General features: G+C 71.3%; 23 protein-coding genes and 1 pseudogene. 13 read left to right on the top strand and 11 right to left on the bottom strand.

What is annotated here, in order from left to right:
• Window positions 1-117: 117 nt before the first annotated feature.
• From OMP39_RS07650 to OMP39_RS07660, 3 genes and pseudogenes are all read right to left on the bottom strand, one after another.
• Window positions 118-207: pseudogene (locus tag OMP39_RS07650) on the bottom strand (hypothetical protein); the annotation flags it as partial.
• A 54-nt stretch (window positions 208-261) separates the two neighbouring features.
• Window positions 262-807, bottom strand: a complete 546-nt coding sequence (locus OMP39_RS07655) for an HPF/RaiA family ribosome-associated protein (protein ID WP_264891168.1) — start codon at window positions 805-807, stop codon at window positions 262-264.
• Between the two features lie 460 nt (window positions 808-1,267).
• On the bottom strand, window positions 1,268-2,224 hold the full coding sequence (locus OMP39_RS07660; protein WP_264891169.1) for a ribose-phosphate diphosphokinase: 957 nt from the start codon (window positions 2,222-2,224) through the stop codon (window positions 1,268-1,270).
• 98 nt (window positions 2,225-2,322) lie between these two features.
• Here OMP39_RS07660 and OMP39_RS07665 point away from each other — a divergent pair, with 98 nt between their 5' ends.
• Both OMP39_RS07665 and OMP39_RS07670 read left to right on the top strand, forming a co-directional pair.
• Entirely contained in the window at window positions 2,323-3,138 is an 816-nt protein-coding gene (locus OMP39_RS07665; protein ID WP_264891170.1) for a universal stress protein, read from the top strand.
• Between the two features lie 5 nt (window positions 3,139-3,143).
• Window positions 3,144-4,166, top strand: coding sequence for a hypothetical protein (locus OMP39_RS07670; RefSeq protein WP_264891171.1), 1,023 nt, complete (start codon window positions 3,144-3,146; stop codon window positions 4,164-4,166).
• A 22-nt stretch (window positions 4,167-4,188) separates the two neighbouring features.
• Here OMP39_RS07670 and OMP39_RS07675 read toward each other — a convergent pair whose 3' ends face one another.
• The 5 genes from OMP39_RS07675 to OMP39_RS07695 form a co-directional block, all read right to left on the bottom strand.
• A complete protein-coding gene (locus OMP39_RS07675) occupies window positions 4,189-4,836 on the bottom strand; it encodes a phosphoribosyltransferase (RefSeq protein WP_264891172.1) in 648 nt (215 codons plus the stop codon).
• A 156-nt stretch (window positions 4,837-4,992) separates the two neighbouring features.
• On the bottom strand, window positions 4,993-6,384 hold the full coding sequence (locus OMP39_RS07680) for a phenylacetate--CoA ligase family protein (protein ID WP_264891173.1): 1,392 nt from the start codon (window positions 6,382-6,384) through the stop codon (window positions 4,993-4,995).
• Window positions 6,385-6,986: 602 nt separating this feature from the next.
• Entirely contained in the window at window positions 6,987-7,328 is a 342-nt protein-coding gene (locus OMP39_RS07685; RefSeq protein ID WP_264891174.1) for a DUF1488 domain-containing protein, read from the bottom strand.
• A gap of 199 nt (window positions 7,329-7,527) precedes the next feature.
• On the bottom strand, window positions 7,528-8,166 hold the full coding sequence (locus OMP39_RS07690; protein ID WP_264891175.1) for a response regulator: 639 nt from the start codon (window positions 8,164-8,166) through the stop codon (window positions 7,528-7,530).
• Complete coding sequence (locus OMP39_RS07695; protein ID WP_264891176.1) at window positions 8,163-11,003, bottom strand: ATP-binding protein; 2,841 nt, start codon at window positions 11,001-11,003, stop codon at window positions 8,163-8,165. The genes OMP39_RS07690 and OMP39_RS07695 overlap by 4 nt, the downstream gene beginning before the upstream one ends.
• Before the next feature lie 193 nt (window positions 11,004-11,196).
• On the opposite strand from OMP39_RS07695, the gene OMP39_RS07700 reads away from it, so the two are divergent.
• The 4 genes from OMP39_RS07700 to ppsA all read left to right on the top strand — a co-directional run bounded on the left by OMP39_RS07700 (window position 11,197) and on the right by ppsA (window position 16,348).
• Window positions 11,197-12,504 (top strand): response regulator, encoded by a 1,308-nt coding sequence (locus tag OMP39_RS07700; protein ID WP_264891177.1) that lies wholly within the window; start codon window positions 11,197-11,199, stop codon window positions 12,502-12,504.
• Window positions 12,497-12,997: a hybrid sensor histidine kinase/response regulator gene (locus tag OMP39_RS07705; protein ID WP_264891178.1), complete on the top strand. Its 501-nt coding sequence runs from the start codon at window positions 12,497-12,499 to the stop codon at window positions 12,995-12,997. The genes OMP39_RS07700 and OMP39_RS07705 overlap by 8 nt, the downstream gene beginning before the upstream one ends.
• Window positions 12,998-13,185: 188 nt before the next feature.
• Window positions 13,186-13,854, top strand: coding sequence for a dienelactone hydrolase family protein (locus OMP39_RS07710; RefSeq protein WP_264891179.1), 669 nt, complete (start codon window positions 13,186-13,188; stop codon window positions 13,852-13,854).
• A 43-nt stretch (window positions 13,855-13,897) separates the two neighbouring features.
• Window positions 13,898-16,348, top strand: a complete 2,451-nt coding sequence (gene ppsA, locus OMP39_RS07715) for a phosphoenolpyruvate synthase (RefSeq protein ID WP_264894481.1) — start codon at window positions 13,898-13,900, stop codon at window positions 16,346-16,348.
• 92 nt (window positions 16,349-16,440) lie between these two features.
• Here the strand turns inward: ppsA and OMP39_RS07720 are convergent, their stop codons facing one another.
• The 3 genes from OMP39_RS07720 to OMP39_RS07730 all read right to left on the bottom strand — a co-directional run bounded on the left by OMP39_RS07720 (window position 16,441) and on the right by OMP39_RS07730 (window position 20,013).
• A complete protein-coding gene (locus tag OMP39_RS07720; protein ID WP_264891180.1) occupies window positions 16,441-18,096 on the bottom strand; it encodes a sensor domain-containing diguanylate cyclase in 1,656 nt (551 codons plus the stop codon).
• The gene (locus OMP39_RS07725) at window positions 18,096-18,389 is read right to left on the bottom strand and encodes a hypothetical protein (protein WP_264891181.1); all 294 of its coding nucleotides are present in this window, start codon (window positions 18,387-18,389) and stop codon (window positions 18,096-18,098) included. Before OMP39_RS07725 ends, OMP39_RS07720 begins: the two co-directional genes overlap by 1 nt.
• A gap of 85 nt (window positions 18,390-18,474) precedes the next feature.
• Window positions 18,475-20,013, bottom strand: coding sequence for a bifunctional aminoglycoside phosphotransferase/ATP-binding protein (locus OMP39_RS07730; RefSeq protein ID WP_264891182.1), 1,539 nt, complete (start codon window positions 20,011-20,013; stop codon window positions 18,475-18,477).
• Window positions 20,014-20,130: 117 nt separating this feature from the next.
• On the opposite strand from OMP39_RS07730, the gene OMP39_RS15410 reads away from it, so the two are divergent.
• The 7 genes from OMP39_RS15410 to OMP39_RS07765 all read left to right on the top strand — a co-directional run bounded on the left by OMP39_RS15410 (window position 20,131) and on the right by OMP39_RS07765 (window position 23,599).
• A complete protein-coding gene (locus OMP39_RS15410) occupies window positions 20,131-20,469 on the top strand; it encodes a hypothetical protein (RefSeq protein WP_425340610.1) in 339 nt (112 codons plus the stop codon).
• Window positions 20,463-20,609 (top strand): hypothetical protein, encoded by a 147-nt coding sequence (locus OMP39_RS07740; protein ID WP_264891183.1) that lies wholly within the window; start codon window positions 20,463-20,465, stop codon window positions 20,607-20,609. Before OMP39_RS15410 ends, OMP39_RS07740 begins: the two co-directional genes overlap by 7 nt.
• Before the next feature lie 142 nt (window positions 20,610-20,751).
• Entirely contained in the window at window positions 20,752-21,519 is a 768-nt protein-coding gene (locus tag OMP39_RS07745; protein ID WP_264891184.1) for a Crp/Fnr family transcriptional regulator, read from the top strand.
• An 88-nt stretch (window positions 21,520-21,607) separates the two neighbouring features.
• The gene (locus OMP39_RS07750) at window positions 21,608-22,129 is read left to right on the top strand and encodes a CBS domain-containing protein (RefSeq protein ID WP_264891185.1); all 522 of its coding nucleotides are present in this window, start codon (window positions 21,608-21,610) and stop codon (window positions 22,127-22,129) included.
• 143 nt (window positions 22,130-22,272) lie between these two features.
• The gene (locus OMP39_RS07755; protein WP_264891186.1) at window positions 22,273-22,527 is read left to right on the top strand and encodes a hypothetical protein; all 255 of its coding nucleotides are present in this window, start codon (window positions 22,273-22,275) and stop codon (window positions 22,525-22,527) included.
• A gap of 35 nt (window positions 22,528-22,562) precedes the next feature.
• Complete coding sequence (locus OMP39_RS07760; protein ID WP_264891187.1) at window positions 22,563-23,291, top strand: YlcI/YnfO family protein; 729 nt, start codon at window positions 22,563-22,565, stop codon at window positions 23,289-23,291.
• Window positions 23,288-23,599 (top strand): type II toxin-antitoxin system RelE/ParE family toxin, encoded by a 312-nt coding sequence (locus OMP39_RS07765; RefSeq protein ID WP_264891188.1) that lies wholly within the window; start codon window positions 23,288-23,290, stop codon window positions 23,597-23,599. Before OMP39_RS07760 ends, OMP39_RS07765 begins: the two co-directional genes overlap by 4 nt.
• The last annotated feature ends 20 nt before the right edge of the window (window positions 23,600-23,619 follow it).

A 23,619-nucleotide genomic window follows, 5' to 3' on the forward strand; every position in this document is an offset into this window, starting at 1 on the left:
CGGGCTCATCACGTCGGCCGCGCACAGGCCGTTCGGGTTCTTCTGCCCGGCCACCACTTGCGTCACGATGTCGCGGTCGGTCAGCACGCCCACCACTTGCCGGTCCTCGGGCGACGGCTCCTCCACGATCACCAGGCAGCCGACGTGCTGGTCGCGCATGACGCGCGCGGCTTCTTCGAGAGACAGGCCCGGGGGTGCGATGGACACGATGCGGGTGCAGATGTCGCCCGCGGTGGTCTTGCGACTGACATGATGCCTCCGTCACTCGAAATGGTGTTTGCCGAGACTCACCCGCTTGGCCTGACGGCCCTCGGCCGCCGTTTCGGGAATGAAGCGCACCTCGGCGCCCACCTGCAGGTGCTCGAACGGCAGGCCCGAGACGTTGTCGGGACCGAACCAGTATTCGTCGCCTTCCTCGGAGCGGATGAAGCCGAAGCGGCCTTCGCTGTCGAATCGAACCACCTCGCCCATGAGCTCGGGGGCGTGGGCTTTGGTTTGGCCCTGGATGCGCCGCACGCTGTCTTGCACCTGCCGCCGCATGTCGTCGAAGGCGTCGCGCAGCGCGACGTACACGTCCTCGTCCTGCACCCGATCGACGGTCAGCTCGCCGCCGGGCAGGGTGACGTCGATGCGCACCGCGAACTGGCGCCCCTGGTGCTTGTGCTTGTCCGCCAGCTCGATGGTGACGCGGCACGACATCAGGTCCGGGCGGAACTGGTCGAGCTTGGACGCCTTCTCTCGGGCCACGGTCTCGACGGCAGGCGAAGGTTCGAGGCCGATGAATCGAATCTGCAAGGGAAGTTTCATCACGAACTCCAGTCGAAGGCTCGAAGGGGAATCCATCCGGTGAGCGCAGACGAATCACGATGCGGCGGAGGACGGCCGCGGGTATTGCGTTGGCGCAATCGCAGGGCCGCGAGCAGGCCGCTTCGGCCGAGACAACACCGAGAAGACGCCGACGTCCACATTCGATGCATTTGATGGAACGCAATCGGCTGCGCCTGCGAGCACCTAAGCTCGAATCAAGCCACCGTGCTGGAGCGTTCGTCACCGCCGCGTTTGGGCCGCAGGCCCGGGGTCGATCCGTCGGCCGGTGTCGTCGCGGTGCGCAAGCACCGCGATTGCTGCCTGGAGGTGCTGGTGATCCTGTGCAAAGCAGGGCTTTCGGCGCGGTGGCCCCCGATGGCTTGGCAGCAGCTTCTCGGCTGTTGCGCCTTCCCGCCTCCTCCCCTCCCCCTCTGTCCTCCCTCCGTCTGGCTGCGCAGGTTCACTGCAACCAAGAAGCGCGACTCTGCCTCAGCGCGTGCGCGAACATCGGCACGCACGAGGCCACGGTGAGGCGCGCCCGCAGGGGGCTGGCCGCCGGCACCCGGAACGCGGGCACGCTGTCGCACACGACCACCCGGTCGAGGGCGGTGTCGGCCAGGGTGCGCTCGGCACCTTCGACGAAGAGGCCGTGCGCCGCGCAGGCGACGACACGGCGAGCGCCGGCCGCGCGCAGGGCGCGGGCCGCGCGCACGAGAGTGCCGCCGGTGGCGATCAGGTCGTCGAGCAGCAGGACGTCCGCCCCCTCCACGTCGCCCGCCACGAGCTCGGTGCCGCTCACCACACCGGCGCTGCGGCGCTTGTCCACCATCGCGAACCCGACCGGGCCGCCGCGCCGCCCCTCGAGGTGCTCCCGCCACAGCTGTGCGCGCTTCACGCCGCCCGGGTCGGGTGAGGCCACGGCCAGCGGCCCATCGCCCAGCTCATCGGCCACGGCATCGAAGGCCGGGTGCGCCTGGAGGTGCTGCACCGGGCAACGGAAAGCGTTGTCCAGTGCCGCGGGGTTGTGCGCTTCGAGCACGACGAGCTGCGTCATGCCGGCGGCCTCCAGCCATTGCGCGACGTAGCGAGAGGTGACCGGATCGAACGGTTTGGTGCGGCGGTCCTTGCGGGCATAGGCGAGGTAGGGCACTACGGCCGTGACCCGGGCGGCGCCGTGGTCGCGCAGCGTGGCGACGAACATCAGGAGGGCGCACAGCTTGTCATGGGGGCTTGCCCGGTCGTCGCCGTGCAGGCTCTGCACGACGTACACGTCCGCCCCGCGCGGATCGGCCAGGGGCCGCAGCTTGTACTCGCCGTCCTCGAAGGCGCGCGCCTCGTGTGCCGCGAGCGGGACGCCGAGCTCGGCCGCCAACGCGCGGTCGAACGACGCCTGGGTGTCGAGTCCGAAGAGGAGCATGGGGACCTCCGGGCAGAGCCTGCAAGCTTCGCAGGCCGGACGGGGCGGCGCATGATCTTGCGCAAGTCGCGGCTCGCCGGCGCGCCTAGATTGGGCGCATGGACACCCCCGACGAACGCCGGGCCGCCAGCGGATGCCGGTCCATCCTCGTGCACCTCGATGGCGGCGTGCATGCTGCCAGCCGGCTCGCCTGGGCCCGCGCGCTCGGTGCGCGGCTCGGCGCACGGGTCGAGGCGCTCTACGCGACCGTCCCCGGGCCGCCCGACATCGAGACCCAGCACCAACGCCAGGCACGCCTCACCTTCGACGCGGCGGCCTCGACCCCAGGCTGGCCGCTCGCGCTGCGCACCTCCGACGCGCAGGGGGGCCTGTCTGCCCTCTTTCACGCGGCCTTGACGGCCGACCTCGTGGTGGTGGGCCAGCGCGACCCGATGGACGCCAAGGCCTTCGACCTGCCCGCAGATCTGGCGGAGCGCCTGGCCCGGGACACGGGGTGTGCCACGGCCCTCGTGCCCTGGCGTGCGGGAAGGCCGCTGGATCGCCTGGAGGGCGCGCTGGTCGCGTGGCGGCCTGATCGGGTCTCCGCGGTCGCGCTGCGGGGCGCCCTGCCGCTGCTGGGGCTCGCCCGGCGCATTCATCTCGTGACCTGGAGCGCTGACGCCGCTTCCCGCGTGCAGGACCAGCAGCAGGTGGTGGATTACCTGCGCCTGCATGGGCTACACGCCATCGAGCGCCACGAAGGGCCGCCGCCCGACGACGCGGGCACCGCCTTGCTCACCCTGGCAGCCGCCGTGGAGGCCGATCTCCTCGTGATGGGATGCTACGGACACAGCCCGGGGCGTGAGCTGCTGTTCGGTGGCGCTACGGCCACGGTGCTGCAACACATGCACCTGCCCGTCCTGACGGCGCACTAGCAGCGATGGACCTGCTCGACACCTCGGCCAAGCTCCACTTCCTGATGTCGCCGGACGCACACGACGGCGATTGCAGCCCGTCGGAGCTGATCGAGACCCACATGTCGTGGGTCGTGCTGCATGGCGAGCGGGCGTTGAAACTCAAGAAGCCCGTGCGGTATCCGTTTCTGGACTTCTCGACGGTGGACGCACGAGAGGCCGACGCCCGCGAGGAGCTGCGGCTCAACCGGCGCCTCGCGCCGCAGGTGTACCTCGACGTGCTGGCGCTGAAGTGGCGCGACGGCCAGTTCGCCCTCGTGCCCTCCCATGCCCTGCCCGCACCGGGGACCACGGTGGATTGGATCGTGCTGATGCAGCGCCTGCCGGCCGAATCCATGCTCGACCGGCTCGTGGCCCGCGGTGCGGTGCAGGACTGGCAGATCGACCTGCTGGCCGTCACGCTCGCGCAGTTCTACCGCGACGCCCCCCGGGCCGCGGTGTGCGCCGAGGAACACCTCGCCCGCGTCCAGCGCGAACTGCGCACGGACCGTGAGGTGCTGCTGGACGGGCGGTTCGGCCTGGACGGCGCGCTGGAGGTGATGGACCGGCTGGACGATGCAGTGGCACGGCACGCCGGCTTGTTGCGCCAGCGAGTGCTCGAGGGCCGCATCGTCGAGGGCCACGGGGACCTCCGGCCTGAGCACGTGTGCATGCTCCAGCCCCCGGTGGTGATCGACTGCCTGGCCTTCGACCCGGCGCTGCGCGAGCTGGACCCGTTCGACGAGCTGGCGTTCCTGGGCATGGAATGCGCGCTGGAAGGCATGCCGTCGATCGGACCGCATCTGCGTGAACGCTGCGAGAAGGCTCTGGACGACTGGCCGCCGCCTGCGCTGCATGCGCTGTACACGGCAAGACGCGCCGTCCTGCGGGCGCGCCTGATGGCCGCCCACCTGCTCGATGCCCAACCGCGCGCGCCCGAGCGGTGGCTTCCGCGCGCGCGTCGCTACCTCGAGGCCGCTTCCCGGGCGCTCGCCGTCGCCGGGGTGTGAGGGCGCCGCCGCCCGGCGCCCTTCAGTGCCGGCCGAACTCGTCCAGGATCGCGACCACCTCCTCGTCGGAGGTCTGAGCGAAATCGCGGTAGTGCGAGCCCACCGCGCCGAAGAACTCCGGCGCCTGCAGGCACACGAGCTCGTCGACCTCGGCACGCAGCGAGGGCAGCTCCTGCGGCGGCGCCACGGGCACGGCCAGCACGATGCGCCGCGGCTGCCGCGCCCGCAAGGCGCGGATGGCGGCGCGCACGGTGGTCCCCGTGGCGATGCCGTCGTCCACCAGCACGGCGGTGCGGCCCTTCAGGTCGAGCGGCGCCCGCTCGCGCAGGTACAGCGCCCGGCGGCGCTCGATCTCCTTGAGCTGCACCGGCACTTCGTGTGCCACGTGCTCTCTGGGCGTGCCGCTGATGCGCAGCGTCGCCTCGTCGATCTGCAGCACCGGCTCTTCGGGCCCTTCGGCAATGGCCGCGACGGCGAGCTCGGGCTGCATCGGTGCGCCGATCTTGCGCACCAGCACGAGGTCCAGCGGGGCCTGGAGGGCCCGGGCCACCTCGCAGGCCACCGGCACGCCCCCGCGCGGCAGCGCCAGCACGACCGGGTCTTCCAGAGTCATCGTGCGCAGCCGGGCGGCCAGCTGTCTGCCCGCATCGGCCCGATCAGCAAACGACATGTGCATCTCCTGTCAGCAGCCTGCCGTGGGAAGCCTCCTCGGTGCGGGCGGCCAGTCCATCGACGACGGACAGTGGCCCCCACCTTGACACCGAGGCGCGCAATGGCGGTTGAGATTCCGCAACAGCGCCCGGGCGCGGCTGCGCGCGGGCCCCTCCTACTTCGGGGAGGCAAGCGCCACCACGCGTTTGACCTTGCCACTGCGCCCCCGCGGCGCGCGCTTGCCCGCACAGCAGTGGACGTGCACGCCGCGGGCGCCGAGGCGCGCCAGGCAACCCGACAGGGCGCGCTGCGCGCGCTCCAGTGCGGCCGTCGCCTCCTCGCCCTCCAAACCCGTGCTCAGCTGCAGCTCGCACGGCCCTTGTTGGAGCAGCTCGAAGTCGTAGAGGCCCGCCTCCTCTTCCAGCGCGGTGGACAGCGCCAAGGGCAGCACCCTCACGGCGGTCTCGCCGCGTCCCAGACAGAGGCTGTCGTCGTCGCGGCCTTCCACGTCGATCACCGGGAAGGGGCTGCCGCATGCGCAGGGCTCGGCCTCGATCGTGACGCGGTCGCCCAAGTCGTAGCGGATCAGCGGCTGAACCCGATTCGCCAGGTTGGTGAGCAGCGTCGTGTCTCCCGGCTCTCCCAGCGGCACCGCCCGCCCCTGGGCGTCGACCGGCTCCAGGATGACCCAGTCGCTGTTGAGATGCAGGCGGCCCTGCGCGCACTCGCTGGCCACCGGCAGGAACTCGGACGCCCCGTAACTGTTGACCACCGGGCACCCGAAGGCCTGCTGCACGAAGGCTCGCGTGCCCTCGGTGAGCATTTCGCCGCCCGTCCACACCTGAGCGCACACGAGGTGCAGCCGCCCTGCCAGTTGCTCCTCGGCCAAGAGCAGCGCGGCGCTGGGGTAGGTCGCCAGCACGGTCGGCGCGTAACGGTTCAGTTCCTCCACGAGCGAGGCCGTGGGCTGCAAGAACGAAATGGTCCGCAGGCTGGAGCCGATCATCGGGTTCAGCCTGCGCAAGCGCTCCAGCGCCACGACGCTGGCGAAGTGCCCGGTGGTGGCCCCGACGAAGGCGATCCGCGCGCCCCAGGGCCACGGCCCGGGAAGGTACTGCAGCGGAAGAGACGGACGCCGCAGCGCTTCGAGCGCGTCGTACACCGCCAGCGCGCCTGCGTCCTGCACGAAGATGCACGGCTCGCCGCTGCTGCCAGAGCTCTCCCACACCGTATAGCGGCCGAGGTAGGGCTCTGCGATGCGGCACGGGTCGGCGATGAAGCACCTGAGTTCGTCGAGGCGCAGCGCAGGGTCTGCCACCCAGTGCTCGAAGAAACGCATCAACTGCGTCTTGTGGACCACGGGCAGGTCTTGCAGCGCGAGGCGGGCGGGGTCGGCACCCCGCAGCCAATGGGCGTAGAGCGGCGACGCGTGCGCGGCGTGGGTGACGAGGTCGGTGAAGCGCCGCGCCTGCAGCGCTTGCAGGCCTGCCGGCGACAGTCGGCGCGCGCGCATCACTTCCGCCACCGAAACGGCGGTGCACCAGGGGTCGAAGGGCGGCAGCGGCATGGCGGCGCCTCGTGGGCGTCTGGCTTCGGAGTGCGAAAGAGCGATTCTTCGCCGCCCGACGCGCCGGGACTTGAGCGTCCTCAAACCGCCTCCCGCCCTCCCTGCGTTCGCGCACGGCGGGCGGGCTTCTGCGAAATCTCAAGTCCCTGCCCCCATCGCGCCCGAAGAATCGGATCGGAGTCGACGACGGCCAGGCCGTGGACACCCTACGCAAGCCCGGCGGTGGGTCCGCCAACATGCCGGACCTGGAGACCGAGCGCGAGCGCTTCCGCTGGGACGACGCTCGCGCCGCGCTGCTGGCTACCTGAGCAGGCATGCCAAGGTCCAAGGCCCGGCGCTCGGCCGCCCGGAGCCGGGCCGACACCCCCTCGGGGGGTGGGGCGCACGCCCCGGGGGTAAAGATACATGCCCGGCGCTCGGCCGCCCGGAGTCGGGCCGACACCCCCTCGGGGGGTGGGGCGCACGCCCCGGGGGTAAAGATACATGCCCGGCGCGCGGCCGCCCGGAGCCGGGCCGACACCCCCGCGGGGGGTGGGGCGCAAGCCCCGGGGGCAAACATATGAGCGGCACGCGCGCCGGCCGCCCACCGCGCACCGCAGGGGCTACCGCAAGCACGCCTTGGCGACGATGGCCCGGAACACGTCGTCGACGGTGATCACCACCGGCTGGAGCGGGAAGCCGCGCTGGCCGATGCAGCGGCGCGCGATGCGGTGGATGCAGCCCACCCAGCGGTCGAAAGCGGCCAGGCAGGACTGCGGGCCGCCGTCCTCCTCAGCGCCGAAGTACGCCACGAGCGCCGCGCGCGTCATGTAGCAGCGCAGGGTACGCTCACCCAGGCGGGCGAAGAACAGGACGGCATCGACCTCCTGGACGAAGCTGCGCGCCGTGTCGAAGCGCAGGACGGGGGTGTCGAGGACAGAGGTCTCGATCGTTGCGGTTTCCATAGGCGCGAAACTCTACGCAGCGAGGGCCGGGTCGGGATATGCCCGCCCTCCTGAAACGTCATTACCGGCAAACCGGGAGGGATGCCTTATGTTTGTGCCCCCGGGCGGCCGAGCGCCGGCATGTATCTTTGCCCCCGGGGCTTGCGCCCCACCCCCCGAGGGGGTGTCGGCCCGGCTCCGGGCGGCCGAGCGCCGGGCCTCAGGGCGAAACCATGCCTTCGCGGACCGCATAGCGCGTGAGCTCGGCCACCGTGTGCAGGCCCAGCTTGCGCATGATGTTGCGCCGGTGCACCTCCACCGTGGCCACCGAGATGTGCAGCTGCTCGGCGATGGCAGCCGACCGGTGACCCTCGGCAATGAGGCGCAGCACCTCGCGCTCGCGCCGCCCGAGTCGCGGTGTCTCGGCTTCACGGCCGCTGTTGCGCACCTCGGCCGCCAGCGCCGTGGCCACCTCGGGGCAGAAGTAGCTCTGCCCGGCCGCCACGCTGCGGATGGCGCGCACGAGCTCGGTGCCGGCGGCCGACTTGGTGATGTAGCCGGCAGCGCCCGCGCGCAGCATCTCGGTGACGAATCGCTTGTCGGTATAGGCCGAGAGCGCCACGACCTTCGCACGCGAGCCCGTGTCGCGCAGGCGCGCCGTCGTCTCGATGCCGTTCAGGTCCGGCAGCGCAATGTCCAGCACGATGACATCGGGCGTCAGCTCGCGCGCCTGTTCCAGGGCGCTTGCGGCGTCCCCGGCTTCCGCCACCACCTCGATGTCCGTTTCGCGCGCGAGCGTGTCGCGCAGCGCCTCGCGCACCATGCGGTGATCCTCCACCAGCAGCACTCGAATGGTCATGAATTGGTTCCCCCTTGTTTGTGCAGAGCCAGCGGCACGCGCAACACCGCCTCCACGCCGCGGCCGGGCAGACTGCGCAGCTCCAGCGCGCCGCCGATGAACGCCAGCCGCTCCTTCACGCTGCGCAGCCCCAGGCCTTGCGCCGGTGCTTCGCCGGGCGCTGCCGGTGCGAACCCGACACCGGCGTCCGCGACCCGCGCCAGCAGCATCGCGTCTTCTCGGCGCAGGGTGAGACTGGCCTTGTTCACCTGCGCGTGCTTGGCCACGTTGATGAGCAGTTCGCGCACGGCGCGGTACACGATCGAGCGGGCCTCCTGCGACAGCGGCTTGGGCTGCGCATCGTCGATCACGATCACCAACAGGTTGAACTGCCGGCCCATTTCCTCGGCCAGCCATTCCAAGGCGGGCAGCAGGCCCAGTTCGTACAACACGGGCGGCGCCAGCTGCGCCGCCAGCGAGCGCGTGAAGCGGTCGGCCTGGTCCACCAGTGCCGCAATCTCCCGCGCCTTCGCCCGCACGCCGGCCGGCGCGTCGTGGCACAGCTCCGCCAGCCGGATGCGTGCGGCGGCCAGCGTCTGCCCGAGGTCGTCGTGCAGGTCGCGTGCGATCTTGCGGCGTTCACGGCTCTCGGCCGCTTCCAGTTCGGCCGCCAAGGCCCGCAGCTGTTCGGTGCGCTTGGCGACGCGGCGCTCCAGTTCCTCGGCCATCTCCTCGGCCGCCTCCAGCCGCCTGCGGCGCTCGCTCACGTCGCGGGCGAAGGCGATCCAGCGGCCGTCCGGCAGCATGCGGGAACTCACCTCCACCGAGACGCGGCTGCCGTCGCCGCGCTGCATGGTCCACTCGCGGTCGTCGATGCCTCCGGCGAGCACCTCCGCCCGCGCGGCGGGCAGCCGGCCGGCTTCCTCGGGAGGCAGCATGTCGGCCATCGTGCGGCCGACGATCGCCTCGCGCGGGCGGCCCAGGAGAGCGCAACCTGCGTCGTTGACCTCGGTGTAGCGCCCTTCGCGGTCAGCGATGAAGATGCCCTCGGCCGCATGCGAGAACAGCGTGCGCCACGACTCCTCGCTGTGCCGTAGGGCCTCGGCAGCCTGCTTGTGGCGCACCAGCGCCCCCACCCGGGCGCGCAACTCCTCCACCGCGAACGGCTTGATGAGGTAGTCCTGCGCGCCCTCGCGCAGCAGCCGCAGCCGGGCCTCGGCGTCGGCCATCGCGGTGAGCACCACGATGGGCGTGAGGTCGAACTCCCGCCGCGACCGCAACGCCTGCACCAGCTGCTCGCCGCTCATGAAAGGCATCATCATGTCGGTGAGCACGAGGTCGGGTTTCAACGCGAGGGCCTGCTGCAAGCCCTGCTTCCCGTCGTAGGCCGCGGCCACCCGGTACTCGGCGCGCAGCGCCTCCCGGATGAAGGCGCTCATGTCGGCGTTGTCCTCCACCACGAGCACCAGCGGCCCTTCGCCGAGCGGTGGCGTGGCCTCGCGGGCCACCTCGGCTCGCAGCGCTCGCACGATGGTCTGCGCATCCTCGGCCAGGCCCGCCTGCTCAGGGGCGGCCTCGGCCACCGGCATGCCGGCCGGTGCGCACAAAGGCAGTTGCACCACGAACAGGGCCCCGCCCTCCGGCGCCTCGTCCACGCGGATGCTGCCTCCCATCAGGAGCACGAACTCGCGCGCGATGGCCAGGCCCAGCCCGGTGCTGCCGCTGCGGGCGTGGGCCCCCTCGTGCAGCCGACCATACCGCTCGAAGACGGCCTCGCGCCAGGCGGGCGGTATGCCGGGCCCGTTGTCCGCCACTTCGAACACCGCGTGGTCGCTCTCTTGCCGCAAGGCCAGCCGCACCGTCCCGCCGCGCGGCGCGAACTTGAACGCGTTGGACAGCAGGTTGATCAAGACCCGCTGCAGCTTCGAAGGGTCCACCAGCGCAGGCAGCGCGCTCGGCAGCAGGACGTGCCAGCGCAGGTCCTGCTCCTGGGCCGGCGAATCGAAGTGCGCGGCCACGAGGCGGGTCAGGCCCGCCAGGTCCACCTGCGCATAGGCCGGCCGCAGGGCCCGCTCTTCCAGCCGGGCCACGTCGAGCAGGTCGTTCACATGGTGCAGCAGCAGCTGCGCATTGGGCTCGACGCGCTCCAGCTCGGCCTGCCAGGCAGGCGGAGGCTGACTGGCGAGCAGGCGTCGCACCGGCCCGAGGATGAGCGTCAGAGGGGTGCGCAACTCGTGACTCACGTTCGCAAAAAACCGGCTCTTCAGCCGGTCGAGTTCGCGGGTCTTCTCGAGCAGGCGCGACACCTCGGCATTGGCCTCGCGCAGCCGCTCGTTGACCTGCTGGAGCTGCCTGGCGCGCAGGAACACGCCGGCCTCCATCGCCTCGGCGTGCTGCCTCAGCTCGTCGGTGAGCTTCTCGCGTTCGACGCCCTGCTGCTGCAGCCGCACGAACTCGGTCACGTCCTCCACCCGGTGGACGATGTAGGCGAGGTGCCCGTCCGGTCCGAAAACGGGCGAATTGAGCGGGCTCCACCACCGCTCCTCGAAGCCGCCGCCTTGCGCCTCGGGACGGCGCACGTCGTACTTCTGGACGGCCATCGCGTCGGCCGCGCCGGTGGCCCGCACGCGCTCCAGCGAGGCGCGCAGGTGGCGCACCCCCGTGGCCTCGGGATCACCCGGATTGTCCGGGAACACCTCGAACAAGCCGCGACCCACGATCTCGTCCGGCCGGGTCATCGTCGCCTGCGCATAGGCGTGGCTGACGGCGACGATGGTGTAGCGCGGGGCGTCCGGCAGCAGCGCGAGGTACAGCCCAGGGGAACACTCGAAGAGCCTGCGGAAATCGGGCGACTGCATATCGTCCCGCGAGTTCTGATGTGAGCCGACTATAGACATGCGCCACCTTTGGCGGATGAGGACTATCCAGACCCGTCTTCCTGCCGCGCGATACCGTCTTTCCGATACTGAAGTTTCCGGCGCCCGGGGATATTCGCGTTCGCCACGGCTGCCTAGAGTGCCCCTGAGAGTCGGTTGTGAGACGAGGTTGGAGATGGCCGTGGCCGAGAAGGGGTTCGACTTCGCAGAGGTGTTGGCCGATGCGGCGCGCAAGATGTTGTCCGCCGGCCGGCAGAAGGGTCTGGGCTTTGCGTTCGATACGTGCATGCCGTCGGGCGGCGTCCGCGGCGACCCGCTGGACTTGCAGTGCGGCCTGTACCGCCTGTTGCATGGCGCGCAGGATCTGCTCGCCAAGGGATTCGTCAGCTGCCACGCCCACGGGCGGCTGGGGCCGCGGCGACTGCAGGCCACCGTCGTCGTAGCCGGCGCCGGTGTGCCGGCAGCCCCCGGGGCGACCGACGAGGTGCTCGCGCGGCTGGCGCTCAAACGCATGCGGCTCGCCGAGGGTGAGCGGCTCGTGCGCGCGCGCGGTCGATGCCCGCGCACCGGCGCGGAGATCTCGTTCTCCGCGCTGGGCGGCGAGGCCTTCGTCATCAAGTTCCGCCACACCTTGCCTTTCGAGCGGGAGGGGCAGGAGCCGCCCGCGGTCGATGCCCGCCAGGCGGGAGCCTGGGTGATCGATGCGGACGAGGCCGCCGGCCATGTGCTCGCGCGCCGGCTGCAGCGTCTGGGCTGGGCCACCCGGACCTTCCCCTCGCCCGGGCAGGCGCTGGCGCGTCTGCGGCTGCTGCCGCCCGGCCATCCCCGCCCGGCGCTGGTGATCGGGATCGAGTCGACGAGTGTCGATGCAGCCTCTCTTTGTCAGCTCGTCGCGCTGCTGCCGCAGCCCAGCCGCTGCGTGCTGGGCGTGGTGGCAGGCTCCGCCTCGTTGTGTCAGTCGCGCGAGCGGTTGGGCGTCGAGACGCATCTGCTGCCCTTCAGCGCGGCCGATCTCGCGTGGCTGACGGCGGGGCTCTCCCCCTCGGCATGCACGGCCGAGTGCTCCCGGCCCGCCCCGCTGCTGCTGCACGAGCGGCCGCAGATGCTCGTGGTGGACGACGACGAGACCAACCGCGTGGTGGGCGCCGGGCTGGCGGAAACCCTGGGCTTCGAGGCCCGGGTGGTCGCCGATGCGAGACAAGCGCTGGACGCCTGCCTGAAGGCGCCGCCCGACATCGTGCTGATGGACCTGCGGATGCCCGGCGTGGACGGGCTCACGGCCGCCCGCCGGCTGCGCGAGCTGCAGCGCTGCGGCCAGACGCCGCCCTTCCCCATCCTCGCGGCCAGTGCCCACGCGGGGCCGGAGACCTGGCGGGACTGCCGCGAGGCCGGCATCGACGGCTGCCTGCCGAAGCCGCTGTTCAAAGAGGCGTTGAAGGCCGAATGTCGCCGCTTGCTGGGGCAGAGGGTCGCGCATGGATGAGGCCCCCGTCCCCCTCGTGCTCGCGCGCCTGGCGGACATCCTGCGGCACGTGTTGGACATGCGAACCCGGGTCTTGTTGAGCGCCGAGGACGGCTGTCCGCCGTGCCGGTGCGCCCCCGCTGCGCTCGAAGCAGCCTTGACCGAGATGGTGCGCCGGGTGCGCGACGCCACGCCTTCGCACGGCACGCTCCTGCTCGGCGCCCGGGCCTGCGAGAAGCCGCCGCGCCAGGCGGTGATCGCCCCCACCGCGGTCTCGGACCGCTGGGTGGCGATCAGCGTGGGCAGCGACAGCGCTGAAAGCCTGGATCTGGACTGGCGGCCGGTGGCCCCGCCCCACACCGATCTGGCCCTCTTCGCCCGCCGCTGGGGAGCGGCGCTGTCGTTGCAGCGCGCCGAGCGCGAGGGTCTGCATCTGGTGTTGCACCTGCCCTGCGCGGGCAGTGCCACGCGCAAGCCACAGGAGCACGCACGCAAGCACGCACACAACGAATGAGCCGGCCGGAGCAACTGAAACATGGGACTACACGATGCACGGCGGCGCATCCGGGCCGTTTGCGATCCCGCAAGGCCGCGAGCTCGCTGACATCTAGATTCACCTTGGCACGGCGGCGCTGCTCGCCGTTTCGAGTGGAATCTCTCCTGCCGTGATGAGAACGCGCAGGCACGCTGGGAGGCATACCGATGGAAGGAGCCCATTCACCGCCACGCCGAGTGCAGGTCGGAGCGCACGCACTGGAAGGCGATCTGACCCTGCCGCCGCAGGCTCGCGGCCTCGTCGTCTTCGCTCACGGCAGCGGCAGCACGCGCCGCAGCCCGCGCAACGTGCAAGTGGGCCAGTCGCTGCACGCCAGAGGGTTCGGCACGCTGCTGTTCGACCTGCTCACGCCCGAGGAAGCATCCGACCGCCACAACGTGTTCGACATCGCGCTGCTCGGCAGCCGCGTGGTCGAGACGATCGACTGGCTCGACCAACGCGCCGCCCTCGCCCGGCTGCCCGTGGGCCTGTTCGGGGCCAGCACGGGCGCTGCCGCCGCCCTCGTGGCCGCGGCCGAGCGGCCCGAGCGCATCTTCGCGGTCGTCTCGCGGGGCGGGCGGCCCGACCTGGCCAGCGAGGTGCTGCCCCGCGTGGCCGCGCCCACCCTGCTGATCGTCGGCGGCGACGACACCCAGGTGCTGGAGCTCAACCGCCTGGCGCTCAGGCAGCTGCCCCAGGGCGCCGAGCTCGCCGTGGTGCCGGGGGCGACACACCTGTTCGAGGAGCCGGGCGCGCTCGAGAAGGTCACGCACCTGGCCTGCGGCTGGTTCGCGGCGCACCTGCCGTTGGCGGCGAAAAGGTCGCCCCGTGGCTGACACGTTGGGGCGCGTCGCCGCCCCCGCGCCCGGGGGCGCGCCGATGCAGTACGTGCGCTGGTTCAGCGAGATCGGCGCGGCCGACGTGGGCGCTGTGGGCGGCAAGAACGCCTCGCTGGGCGAGATGTACCGGGAGCTGAGCGCCGAGGGCGTGCGGGTGCCGAACGGCTTCGCGGTGACCGCCCAGGCCTACCGCCACACGCTGGACCAGGCCGGCGCCTGGCCGCGCTTGCACGAAGTGCTCGACGCTCTGAACGCCGACGACGTGGACGACCTGGCGCAAAGGGCGCAGCAGGCGCGCGAGATCGTCTACGCCGCCCCGCTGCCGGCGGACCTCGCAGACGAGATCCGCCAGGCGCACCGACGGCTCGTCGCCGAGTACGGCGAACGCGCGAGCTTCGCGGTGCGAAGCTCGGCCACCGCCGAGGATCTGCCGGGCGCCAGCTTCGCCGGCCAGCACGAAACCTTCCTCAACATCGGCGGCGAGGCGCGCGTGCTCGACGCCGTGCGCCGCTGCTTCGCGAGCCTGTTCAAGGACCGCGCGATCGCCTACCGCGTCGAAAGAGGTTTCGACCACTTCAAGGTGCTGCAGTCGGTCGGCGTGATGAAGATGGTGCGCTCCGACCTGGCCGCCAGCGGCGTGATCTTCACGCTGGACACCGACAGCGGCTTCCGCGACGTGGTGTTCGTCACCGGCGCCTGGGGCCTGGGCGAAAACGTCGTGCAGGGCACGGTGGACCCGGACGAGTTCTACGTGTTCAAGCCCACGCTGCGCCAGGGCCGGCGCGCGGTGCTGCGGCGCAAGCTCGGCAGCAAGGAGGTGCGCATGGTCTACGCAGGCAGCGCCGGGCGCGAGACCACCCGCAACATGCCCGTCGCCCGCGAGGACCAACAGCGCTTCTGCCTGGACGACGAGGCGGTGCTGGCGCTGGCCGACGCCGCCGTGAAGATCGAGGACCACTACAGCCGCCGCGCGGGCCGCCCGACGCCGATGGACATCGAGTGGGCGCAAGACGGCCTGGACGGCGAGCTCTACATCGTGCAGGCGCGGCCCGAAACGGTGGCCTCGCAGAAGGTGCTGGGCATGGTGGACGAGTACCGGCTGCAGGCGCAAGGCGAACTGCGCGCCAGGGGCCGCGCGGTCGGCAGCGCCGTGGCCACCGGCCGCGCGCGGGTCGTGAGCGACGTCGCGCAGCTGAGCCAGTTCCAGCCCGGCGAAGTGCTGGTGGCCGACACCACCATGCCCGATTGGGGCACCGTGATGAAGCGCGCCGCGGCGGTCGTGACCAACCGCGGCGGGCGCACCTGCCATGCGGCCATCGTGGCGCGCGAGCTGGGCATTCCGGCGGTGGTGGGCTGCGAGGACGCGACAGCCACCATTCGCACCGGCGACGAGGTGACGGTGAGCTGCGCCGAAGGCACCGTGGGCCGCGTCTATGCGGGCCGCTTGCCCTTCAGCAAGACCAGCACCGACCTGCGCGCCCTGCCCCGGCCGCACACGCGGCTGATGGTGAACCTGGGCAACCCCGACAGCGCATTCCAGACCGCCCTGCTGCCCACCGACGGGGTGGGGCTGGCGCGCATGGAGTTCATCGTCGCCGAGCACATCAAGGCGCACCCGATGGCGCTGGTGCACCCCGAGCGCATCGGCGACGCGAAGGTGCGCACGCAGGTCGAGCGCCTGGCCCACGGCCACGCGAGCCCCGCCGACTACTTCGTGCGCGAGCTGGCCGAGGGCGTGGGCACCATCGCCGCGGCCTTCTACCCCAAGCCCGTGATCGTGCGCATGTCGGATTTCAAGACCAACGAGTACGCCAGCCTGCTGGGCGGCCGGTGGTTCGAGCCCGAGGAGGCCAACCCCACGATCGGCTTCCGCGGCGCGTCGCGCTATACCCACCCGGCCTATGCCGAGGGCTTCGCGCTGGAGTGCGCGGCCATGAAGCGTGTGCGCGACGGCATGGGGCTCACCAACGTGCGGCTGATGATCCCCTTCTGCCGTCGCGTGGCAGAGGCCCAGGCCGTGCTGCAGGCGATGGCCGAGCACGGGCTTTCGCGCGGCGAGAAGGGGCTGGAGATCTACGTGATGTGCGAGATCCCGAACAACGTGATTCAGATCGACGCCTTCGCGCGGCTGTTCGACGGCTTCTCGATCGGCTCCAACGATCTGACACAACTCACGCTCGGCGTGGACCGCGATTCGCAGATCGTCGCCTTCGACTTCGACGAGCGCGACGAGGGCGTGAAGACGCTGATCCGCCAGACCGTCGAAGGCGCGCACCGCAACGGGCGGCACGTGGGCATCTGCGGCCAGGCGCCGTCGGACTACCCCGAGATGGCCGAGTACCTGGTGGAGCTGGGCATCGACTCGATCAGCCTCGCGCCCGACACGCTGCTCACCACGCTGCGGCACGTGTGGACGGTCGAGCAGCGACTCGGCCGTCCGCTGCGCGAACCCGACGCGAACGAGGGCCGCGCCTCGCCGCTCGGCCCCTGAGGCCGGCGCTCGGCCGACCGGAGCCGGGCCGACACCCCCTCGGCGGGTGGGGCGCACGCCCGGGGGCAAAGATACAAGGCCCCCTGCCCAGCCTATCGAACGAGGTTGGCGGCCATGGCATAGCCCCCCTTGCCCGCCGCTTTGGCCCGGTACATCGCGGCGTCGGCCACGGCCAAGAGCTGCATCGCCGAGGTGCCGTCGGCGGGGCAGTTGGCAATGCCGATGCAGGCTGTCACGCGCAACCCGGTGCCCTGCACCGAGTACGGTGCCGACAAGCGTTCCGCCAGCGTGGCCGCGATCGCCTGCGCCTCGCCGGGCGACACGCCTTGCAGCAGCACCGCGAATTCGTCGCCGCCCAGGCGGGCGACGAGGTCCGTTCCTCGCACACCGGCCTTCAGGCGCGCCGCGAAGTCTCGCAACAGCTCGTCGCCCACGAGATGGCCGTAACGGTCGTTCACCGGCTTGAAGTCGTCGATGTCGACGAAGAACACCGCCAACCCCTCGTGGCGAGCAACGCACTCCTCCACCCGCGCCTCCAGTTCTTCGACGAAGCGGGCGCGGTTCGGCAAGCCCGTCAGCACGTCGTGCTCCGCCGCATGCCGCATGCGCGTGGCGTCCATGCGGGCAGCGGCAGTCGCGTCGTGCGCGGTGTCGCGCTCGAGCGTCCTCGCCTCCAACAGGTTCGACGACCGAAGGAGCGCCTGGGCGACCGCATCGACCTCCCGCAGCGACTGCCGAGGGGCGTCGATGGGCTCGCCCCGGCCCAGCGCGTCGGCCAGCTCCACCAGTGAGCGCATGGACCGCGCCAGCCGCGCGGCGATGCGCGAGGCGAGGACCGTCGCCACCGCCATCAACAACAGGCTGGCGGCCACCAGCCCGGCGACCCAACGCTGCAACTTCGCCAGCAGTGCCTCCTTCGGGATGCCCACGGCCACGGTCCACCCGGTCACGGGCGAGCGCGAGAAGGCCGCCAGCACCGTGACACCCTCCAGCGTTTCCGCCTCCACGAGGCCGGAGTCCGAGCGCTGCATGGCCTCGTCGAGAGCGGGCGAACCGCGCTGGCCGACGAAGCGCTCCGGGGCGTGCGTGCGGGCCACGATCGTCCCATGGCGGTCGAACACCGACACCACCCAATCGTCGTCCGGCCGCAGCCCGGAGACCAGGGCCTCAAAACGCTCCGGGAAGAACCCCATCGCCAGGCCGTAGGCCACACGACCGTCCACCTTCACCGGCACTTCCACCGCGACGAGCGGGCGCCGGGTGACGCCTCCGATGAACAGATCGGACACCTGCGGCTCCCCCGTGGCGATCACCCGTCGCAGGAGCGCCGGATCGCCGTGCATCGGCAGCGGCTCGCCGAAGCGCACGAGCGTGTTGAGCAGCTGTTGCCCGCCCGGAGCACTGAGTACGATGTTGTTGCCCCCGTGGAACGCAAGCGCGAGCGAGGCCTGGGCATGGAACGCCTGGAAGTCGGCCCGCGCGAGCGAGGGCGAAGTGGCCAGCAACTGCAACCCCGAGGCCGCGTAGCGCAGCTCGCCGTCGACCACGCCCATCATGGAGCGGGAACTGCTCAGCGCACGCTCGAAGAGGCTCGCACGGCCTTCCCGGTAGGCCTCGACGATCGCCAGGGCAGCACCCAGGGCGACGGGCAAGACGCAGGCCACGACCAGCAACAGCAAGCTGCCCCGCACCGAGGCCCGAACACCGTGCCACCACCCGATCATCCGGGCGGCGGGGTTGCCATCCATCAAGGCGCCGCCTCCGGTTCGTCTTCGTCGCGGTGCTCCACGTCGGGCCCGATCTCCAGTTCCTGCTCGGCTTCCTCGACCATCTCCGCCTGCTCGATCGCCGCCTCGCTGGGCTCGTCCATGTCGGCCAGCGCCTCCTCCAGCGTCGCAAAAGGGCCGAACTCCTGCCGCCCTTCGACGTCGATCCAGTGGTAGCCGTCGGGGCGCTGCGGAATGCGCGAGAGGCGCTCGTCGGAGGTTTCGTCCGCCGACAGCGCGGCCGGATGGCCCGTCAGGCGTTGGCGAGGAGTCATGGCCGTCCGGCGCCGCAGCGCCGCTCCGTCAGTTGGGTTACCGTTCCCACTCTAGAGAGGCCCCACGGGCCGCCCTTGCGATGGATCAATCCCACCGCCACTGCCGCGCGAGCGCCTCCACGTCCACCGGGCCGTCGGTGGCCACGACGACGGCATGGCCGCGCTCCCGGTCCGTGAGCGGCTCGTGGTGGCGCAGCTGCTGCTCGAGCACGGCGAGGTCGGCGTCCGAGACGTCGGCCCCGGCGGCCGCGCGTGCAGCCACCCGGCGCCGCAACACGGCCGGCTCAGCCTCGCAGGCGAAGACGCTGAACGCAACCGCCATCTCTCGGGCCAGCGCCTCGAAGGCCTCGCGCTCCTCGCGCCGCAGGAAGGCGGCATCCACGATCACCGCGTAGCCCGCTCGCAGAGCCTCGCGGGCGCACGAGGCGAGCCGCGCGTAGGTGGCCCGCGTGGCCTGGGGGGTGTAGAGATCGACGCCGCCAGGGGCGCCCCGCTGCGTCGCGGGCAGGCCGAACAGGCGCTTGCGCTCCGCGTCCGAACGCACCCTCACGGCCCCCGCCGCCTGCACCAGCTCCAGCGCGAGCGTGGACTTGCCCGAGCCCGACAGCCCGAACAGGATCGCCAGCCGCGGCCGACGCCGTGCCTGCGCGATCAGCCGCGCCGCGCAACGGAGGTAGTCCGGGCCATCGCCCCGAGCGCCGCCGCCCTCGCGCGCGATCCCCGCCACCAGCGCGCGCACGAGCGCCCGGTACACCTCGTAGAAGCGCAGCACGGCCAGTCCCCGGTAGTCGCCGCCCGCCTGCAGGTAGGCGTCCAGAAAGCGCCAGGCCAGATCGGGCCGCCCTCGTGCGTGCAGGTCCATGGTCAGGAACGCGATGTCGCTCATCGAGTCGATCCAGCGCAAGGCCGGGTCGAACTCGATGCAGTCGAAGGCGGTGACCTCGCCGTCCAGCGCCACGGCGTTCGCCAGGTGCAAGTCGCCATGGCCCTCGCGCACGAAGCCCGCCGCAAGCCGCTCGCGCCACACCGGCGCGAGCCGCCTCGCCTGCTCCTCCACCCACGCGTCCACCTCCGGTGGCAGCGCCCCTCGCGAGGCCAGCTGCTCCAGCACCGCACGCACAGCCCCTTCGATGCGCTCGGGCGTGCCGAACCGCCCGCCGGCGGCAGCCACCGGCGCGGTGCGATGGAAGTCCGCCAAGCGCAACGCCAGGCGCTCCAACTCCTGCGGGCGCAGCCGCCCGGCGGCCATCCGCTCGGACAGCAAAGCCCCGTCGGGAAAACGTTTCATGCACAGCAACCAATCGACCGGCTCGTCGTCGCCGCCGAAGTGCGGCGATACGGGATGCCCGCGCACCGCCAGCACGGCGCGGTACAGGGCCGGCGCGAGGCGACGATTCAGACGCAGCTCCTCCTCGCAGAAGCGATGCCTGCGCTCGGGCGTGCTGAAGTCGAGGAACGGCAACTGCACCGGCTTCTTCAGCTTGAAGGCCATGCGCGGCGTGAGCAGCACCCAGGAGATGTGCGTCTCCTTCAAGGCGACCGGGGCGCCCGTGCGCTCGGCCAGCAACGAGCGCAGGGCGTGCACCAGCGTGGCATCCGATTGGGCAGGGGGATGGTCGGGCATGGCCTGCAGTGTGGCTCGCCCACGCGCCCCTTGCTTGCGCCACCGCAACCGTGCCGCCCTCGAGCGCCGTTGAGCAAACGCAACGGGCCGGCCCGACGGTTTCCTAGAGTGGGTTGCATGCCTGTGGTCAACGCCGATGTCGCCGCGGTCTTCGACGAGATCGCCGATCTGCTCGAAGTGCAGGACGCCAACGCGTTTCGCGTGCGCGCCTACCGGAACGCGGCCCGCATGCTCGGTGAGCTGGGGCGCGACCTCGAGCCGATGGTGGAACGCGGCGAGGATCTGGACGCCCTGCCGGGCATCGGCCCCGACTTGCGCGGCGACTTGCACACGCACACGCGCGACAGCGACGGCCAAGACGATCTGGAAGTGCTGGCCGAAGCGGCGCGCTCGACAACCTGCGCTTCGGCATCGGCCAGGCCCGCCGGGGATGGCTGGGCGTCGCCGACGTGCTGAACACGCTCACCCTGCCCGGGTTGCGCCTGTTGCTGGCGCGCACGATGGGCTGCGGCACCCCGGCAGCGCCGACCACCGCGGCCGGGCACGAGCCGCTCGGCGAGCCTCTTGCGCTCGCCCGCGCATCGCACGGACGCTGAGACGGAAAACCCCGCCGACACGCGGCGTTCACCGGACATTCACCCAGCGTTACCGAGCGATGTGCGCTATTGCGCAGAAGTTCACGCGCACTGCCTAAGCTCGTTCGTCCAGCAGTTCAGATTGATTCAGGGAGTCGATGCCATGAACCTCTCGACCTCCGCCCTGGAGGAGAGGCGTCCAAGCCTCCAGGCCTACGCCACCGCGCAGCGCGAGCGCACCCCCTACGCCCTGTCCATTGCCGCCATGCTGCGGCTCGTGCAAGAGCATCTGCCCATCCAGCGGCGCATCGTGCACGCCGACGACGTGATCTACCAGGCGGGCCAGCGCTGCACGCACCTCTACATCGCCAACTCGGGCTTCTTCAAGCTGATGAACGGGGCGGCCGACGGCCGCGAGCAGGTGGTCGCGCTCCATTTCAAGGGCGACTGGCTGGGGTTCGACGGTCTCGCCACTGGCCAGTACTGCTGCGATGCCATCGCCATGGACATCGGCGAGGTCTGGTCGGTGCGCTACGCGACCCTGGTCGAGCGCTGCACCGAAGTGCCGGCTCTGATGAACCTGCTGCACGCGGCCATGAGCCAGGAGATGGCGCGCGACCGCGACTTCCAGCTCAACCTGTGCACGCTTCCGGCAGACGCCCGCGTCGCCGAGTTCCTGCGCTCGCTGGTGGTGGCGCTCGAGCGCCGCGACCTGCGCACCGACAGGATCACGCTGCGCATGAGCCGGGCCGAGATCGGCAGCTACCTCGGCATGACGTTGGAGAGCGCCAGCCGGGCCCTGTCGCGCTTGGCGCGCGAGCAGGTCATCCGCTTCGCCGGCAGCGGCCGGCGCGAGGTGCAGATCCCCGACGTCAAGGCCTTGTCCGACTTCGTCCAGCGCAGCGTGAGCCCCAGCAGCGAGCGGCATTGAGGCTGGCGGTCCGCCCCTTGCGCCATCGCAAGCGCACCGGGGGCGGCGTTCCTACAGTGGGGAATCTCACCTGTCCGAAGGAACCGCAATGAGCATTGATTCGATCGCACAACGCGACGTGGTCGTCATCGACGCCCACGCCACTCTCGAAGAAGCCGCGCAGCTGATGCGCGACCGCCACATCGGCTCGCTGGTCGTCACCCGCGGCGACGCGGGCGAAGCGCAGATGGTCGGCATCGTCACCGACCGCGATCTCGCCTTGCGAGTCGTCGCGGACGGCGTGGACCCTCAGTCGCCGGTGGAAGACGTGTGCAGCGACTCCGTGGTGGCCGTGCTCGACACCGCCAGCATGGCCGAAGCGGCGCAGGCCATGCACGAAGCGGGCGTGCGACGGCTGGTGCTGGTCGACCGCGACCGCCGGCTCCGGGGCATCGTCACGCTGGACGATCTGATCGCCTCCTACGCGGAGCAACTCGGCGACCTCGCCGGCGCCCTGGACCGCGGCCGCGAGCAGGAGGCCGAGGCCGACACCGACGCGGGGCAGCCGCTGGGGCCCGTCCTGGTGCCCTCGGACATCGCCACCACCTGGCGCCGCATGATGGAGCCCTAGGCCAAGGCGCCCGCCCCCTGCGCATGAACCCGATCCGCCTCTTTGTCATCGCAGCGCTTGCAGCCGCTGGCGCCGTCGCCGTCGCGCAGCCGGTCTCGGGCCGGGACACGGGGCCCTGCCCCATGCACCCGGGCGCGCGGGCCATGGACCATTGCACCCCCGGCATGATGGACGGCGTCGGGCGGCATGCCCGCTGGGGCAGCGACTACACGCCCGGCTGGTCGATGATGAGCCCCGAGGAGCGGCGGATGCACCGCGAACGGCTCGCCTCCTTGCGAACCTACGAGGAATGCAAGGCCTACATGGACAAGCATCGCGAGGAGATGGCCGAGCGCGCCCGGCTGCGCGGTCTCCCGATGCCCAGGCCGCCGCGTCGCGACGCCTGCGCCAGCCTCTAGGAGTCTGGGCGGCAGAAGGAAAGCCCTGACTGCGCATGAAGGTACGTTTCGTGGCCATGGCCGCGAACGACCTTCCCTATGACTCGCGGCAGATGCTGCTGCCGGAGGCGATCCGATCCAGGACGGTCTGCCCGGAGGGTACCCAGTCGCCCACGATGCTGCAGGCGGTCAAGGACCACCTGGCGTGCTGTCCGAACAAGCACGACGGTGCCAGCCCAGGGCGGTGGGGCGCGCAGGCGCCGGACATCAAGGAGCAGGCGGCGGCCACCGGCCGGCGCCGGGGGACAGTCCGGCGACTGCGTGCCCCGCCGCCCTGGGCTCGCTCGATCTTTGATCGGGCCCCGTACGCTCTGCCGCCCGGACTCCTGGCTGTGAAGTGTCGAACGCGCCAGCTGCGCCCCTCCCCCGCCTCCCCAGGCCGGTCAACGAAAGCGCTTCTGGGTGTAGCGCAATTGCGCTACAGTGCAGGCATGAAGACCGCACAACTGCCCGCTGTCCGGGTCACCCCGGCCGTCCGCGAGGAGATCGAGGGCGCCTTGCGCGAAGGCGAAAGCCTGTCCGAGTTCGTCGAGGCCTCGGCCCTGAAGGAAGCCCGGCGCCGGCGCGCGCAAGAGGAGTTCCTGGCGCGGGGGCGCGCCTCCTTCGAGCAGGCCATGCGCAGCGGCGTCACCCACCCCGCTGACGAGGCGCTGGCGAAGATGCGCGCGCAGGTGAAAGCCTCGATGGACGAGCTGCGCCGCAAGCTCGCGGCCGGTCGCCGGTGAGCTACCGGGTCGAGTTCACGCAGGAGGCGCTGGAAGACCTGGCCCACCTGTGCAGCTTCCTCGAACACCAAGCGTGGGAGCGGGGCGACCCGGATCTGCCCGAGCGCGCGCTCGATGCGATCGCCGCCGGCGTGGCCCTGCTGGCGGTCAACCCGTACACATGCCGCAAGGCCGACGACGACCCGCTCGAGCGCGAGCTCATCATCCCGTTCGGGGCGGCGGGCTACGTCGCCTTGTTCCGGATCGCGAGCCAGGAGCTGGTCGCGATCTCGGCGCTCCGTCACCAGCGTGAGGACGACTACCACTGAGAGCAATGGTCACTGCTGGC

The sequence above is a fragment of the Schlegelella aquatica genome (assembly GCF_026013905.1).
Classification (GTDB): domain Bacteria; phylum Pseudomonadota; class Gammaproteobacteria; order Burkholderiales; family Burkholderiaceae_C; genus Caldimonas; species Caldimonas aquatica.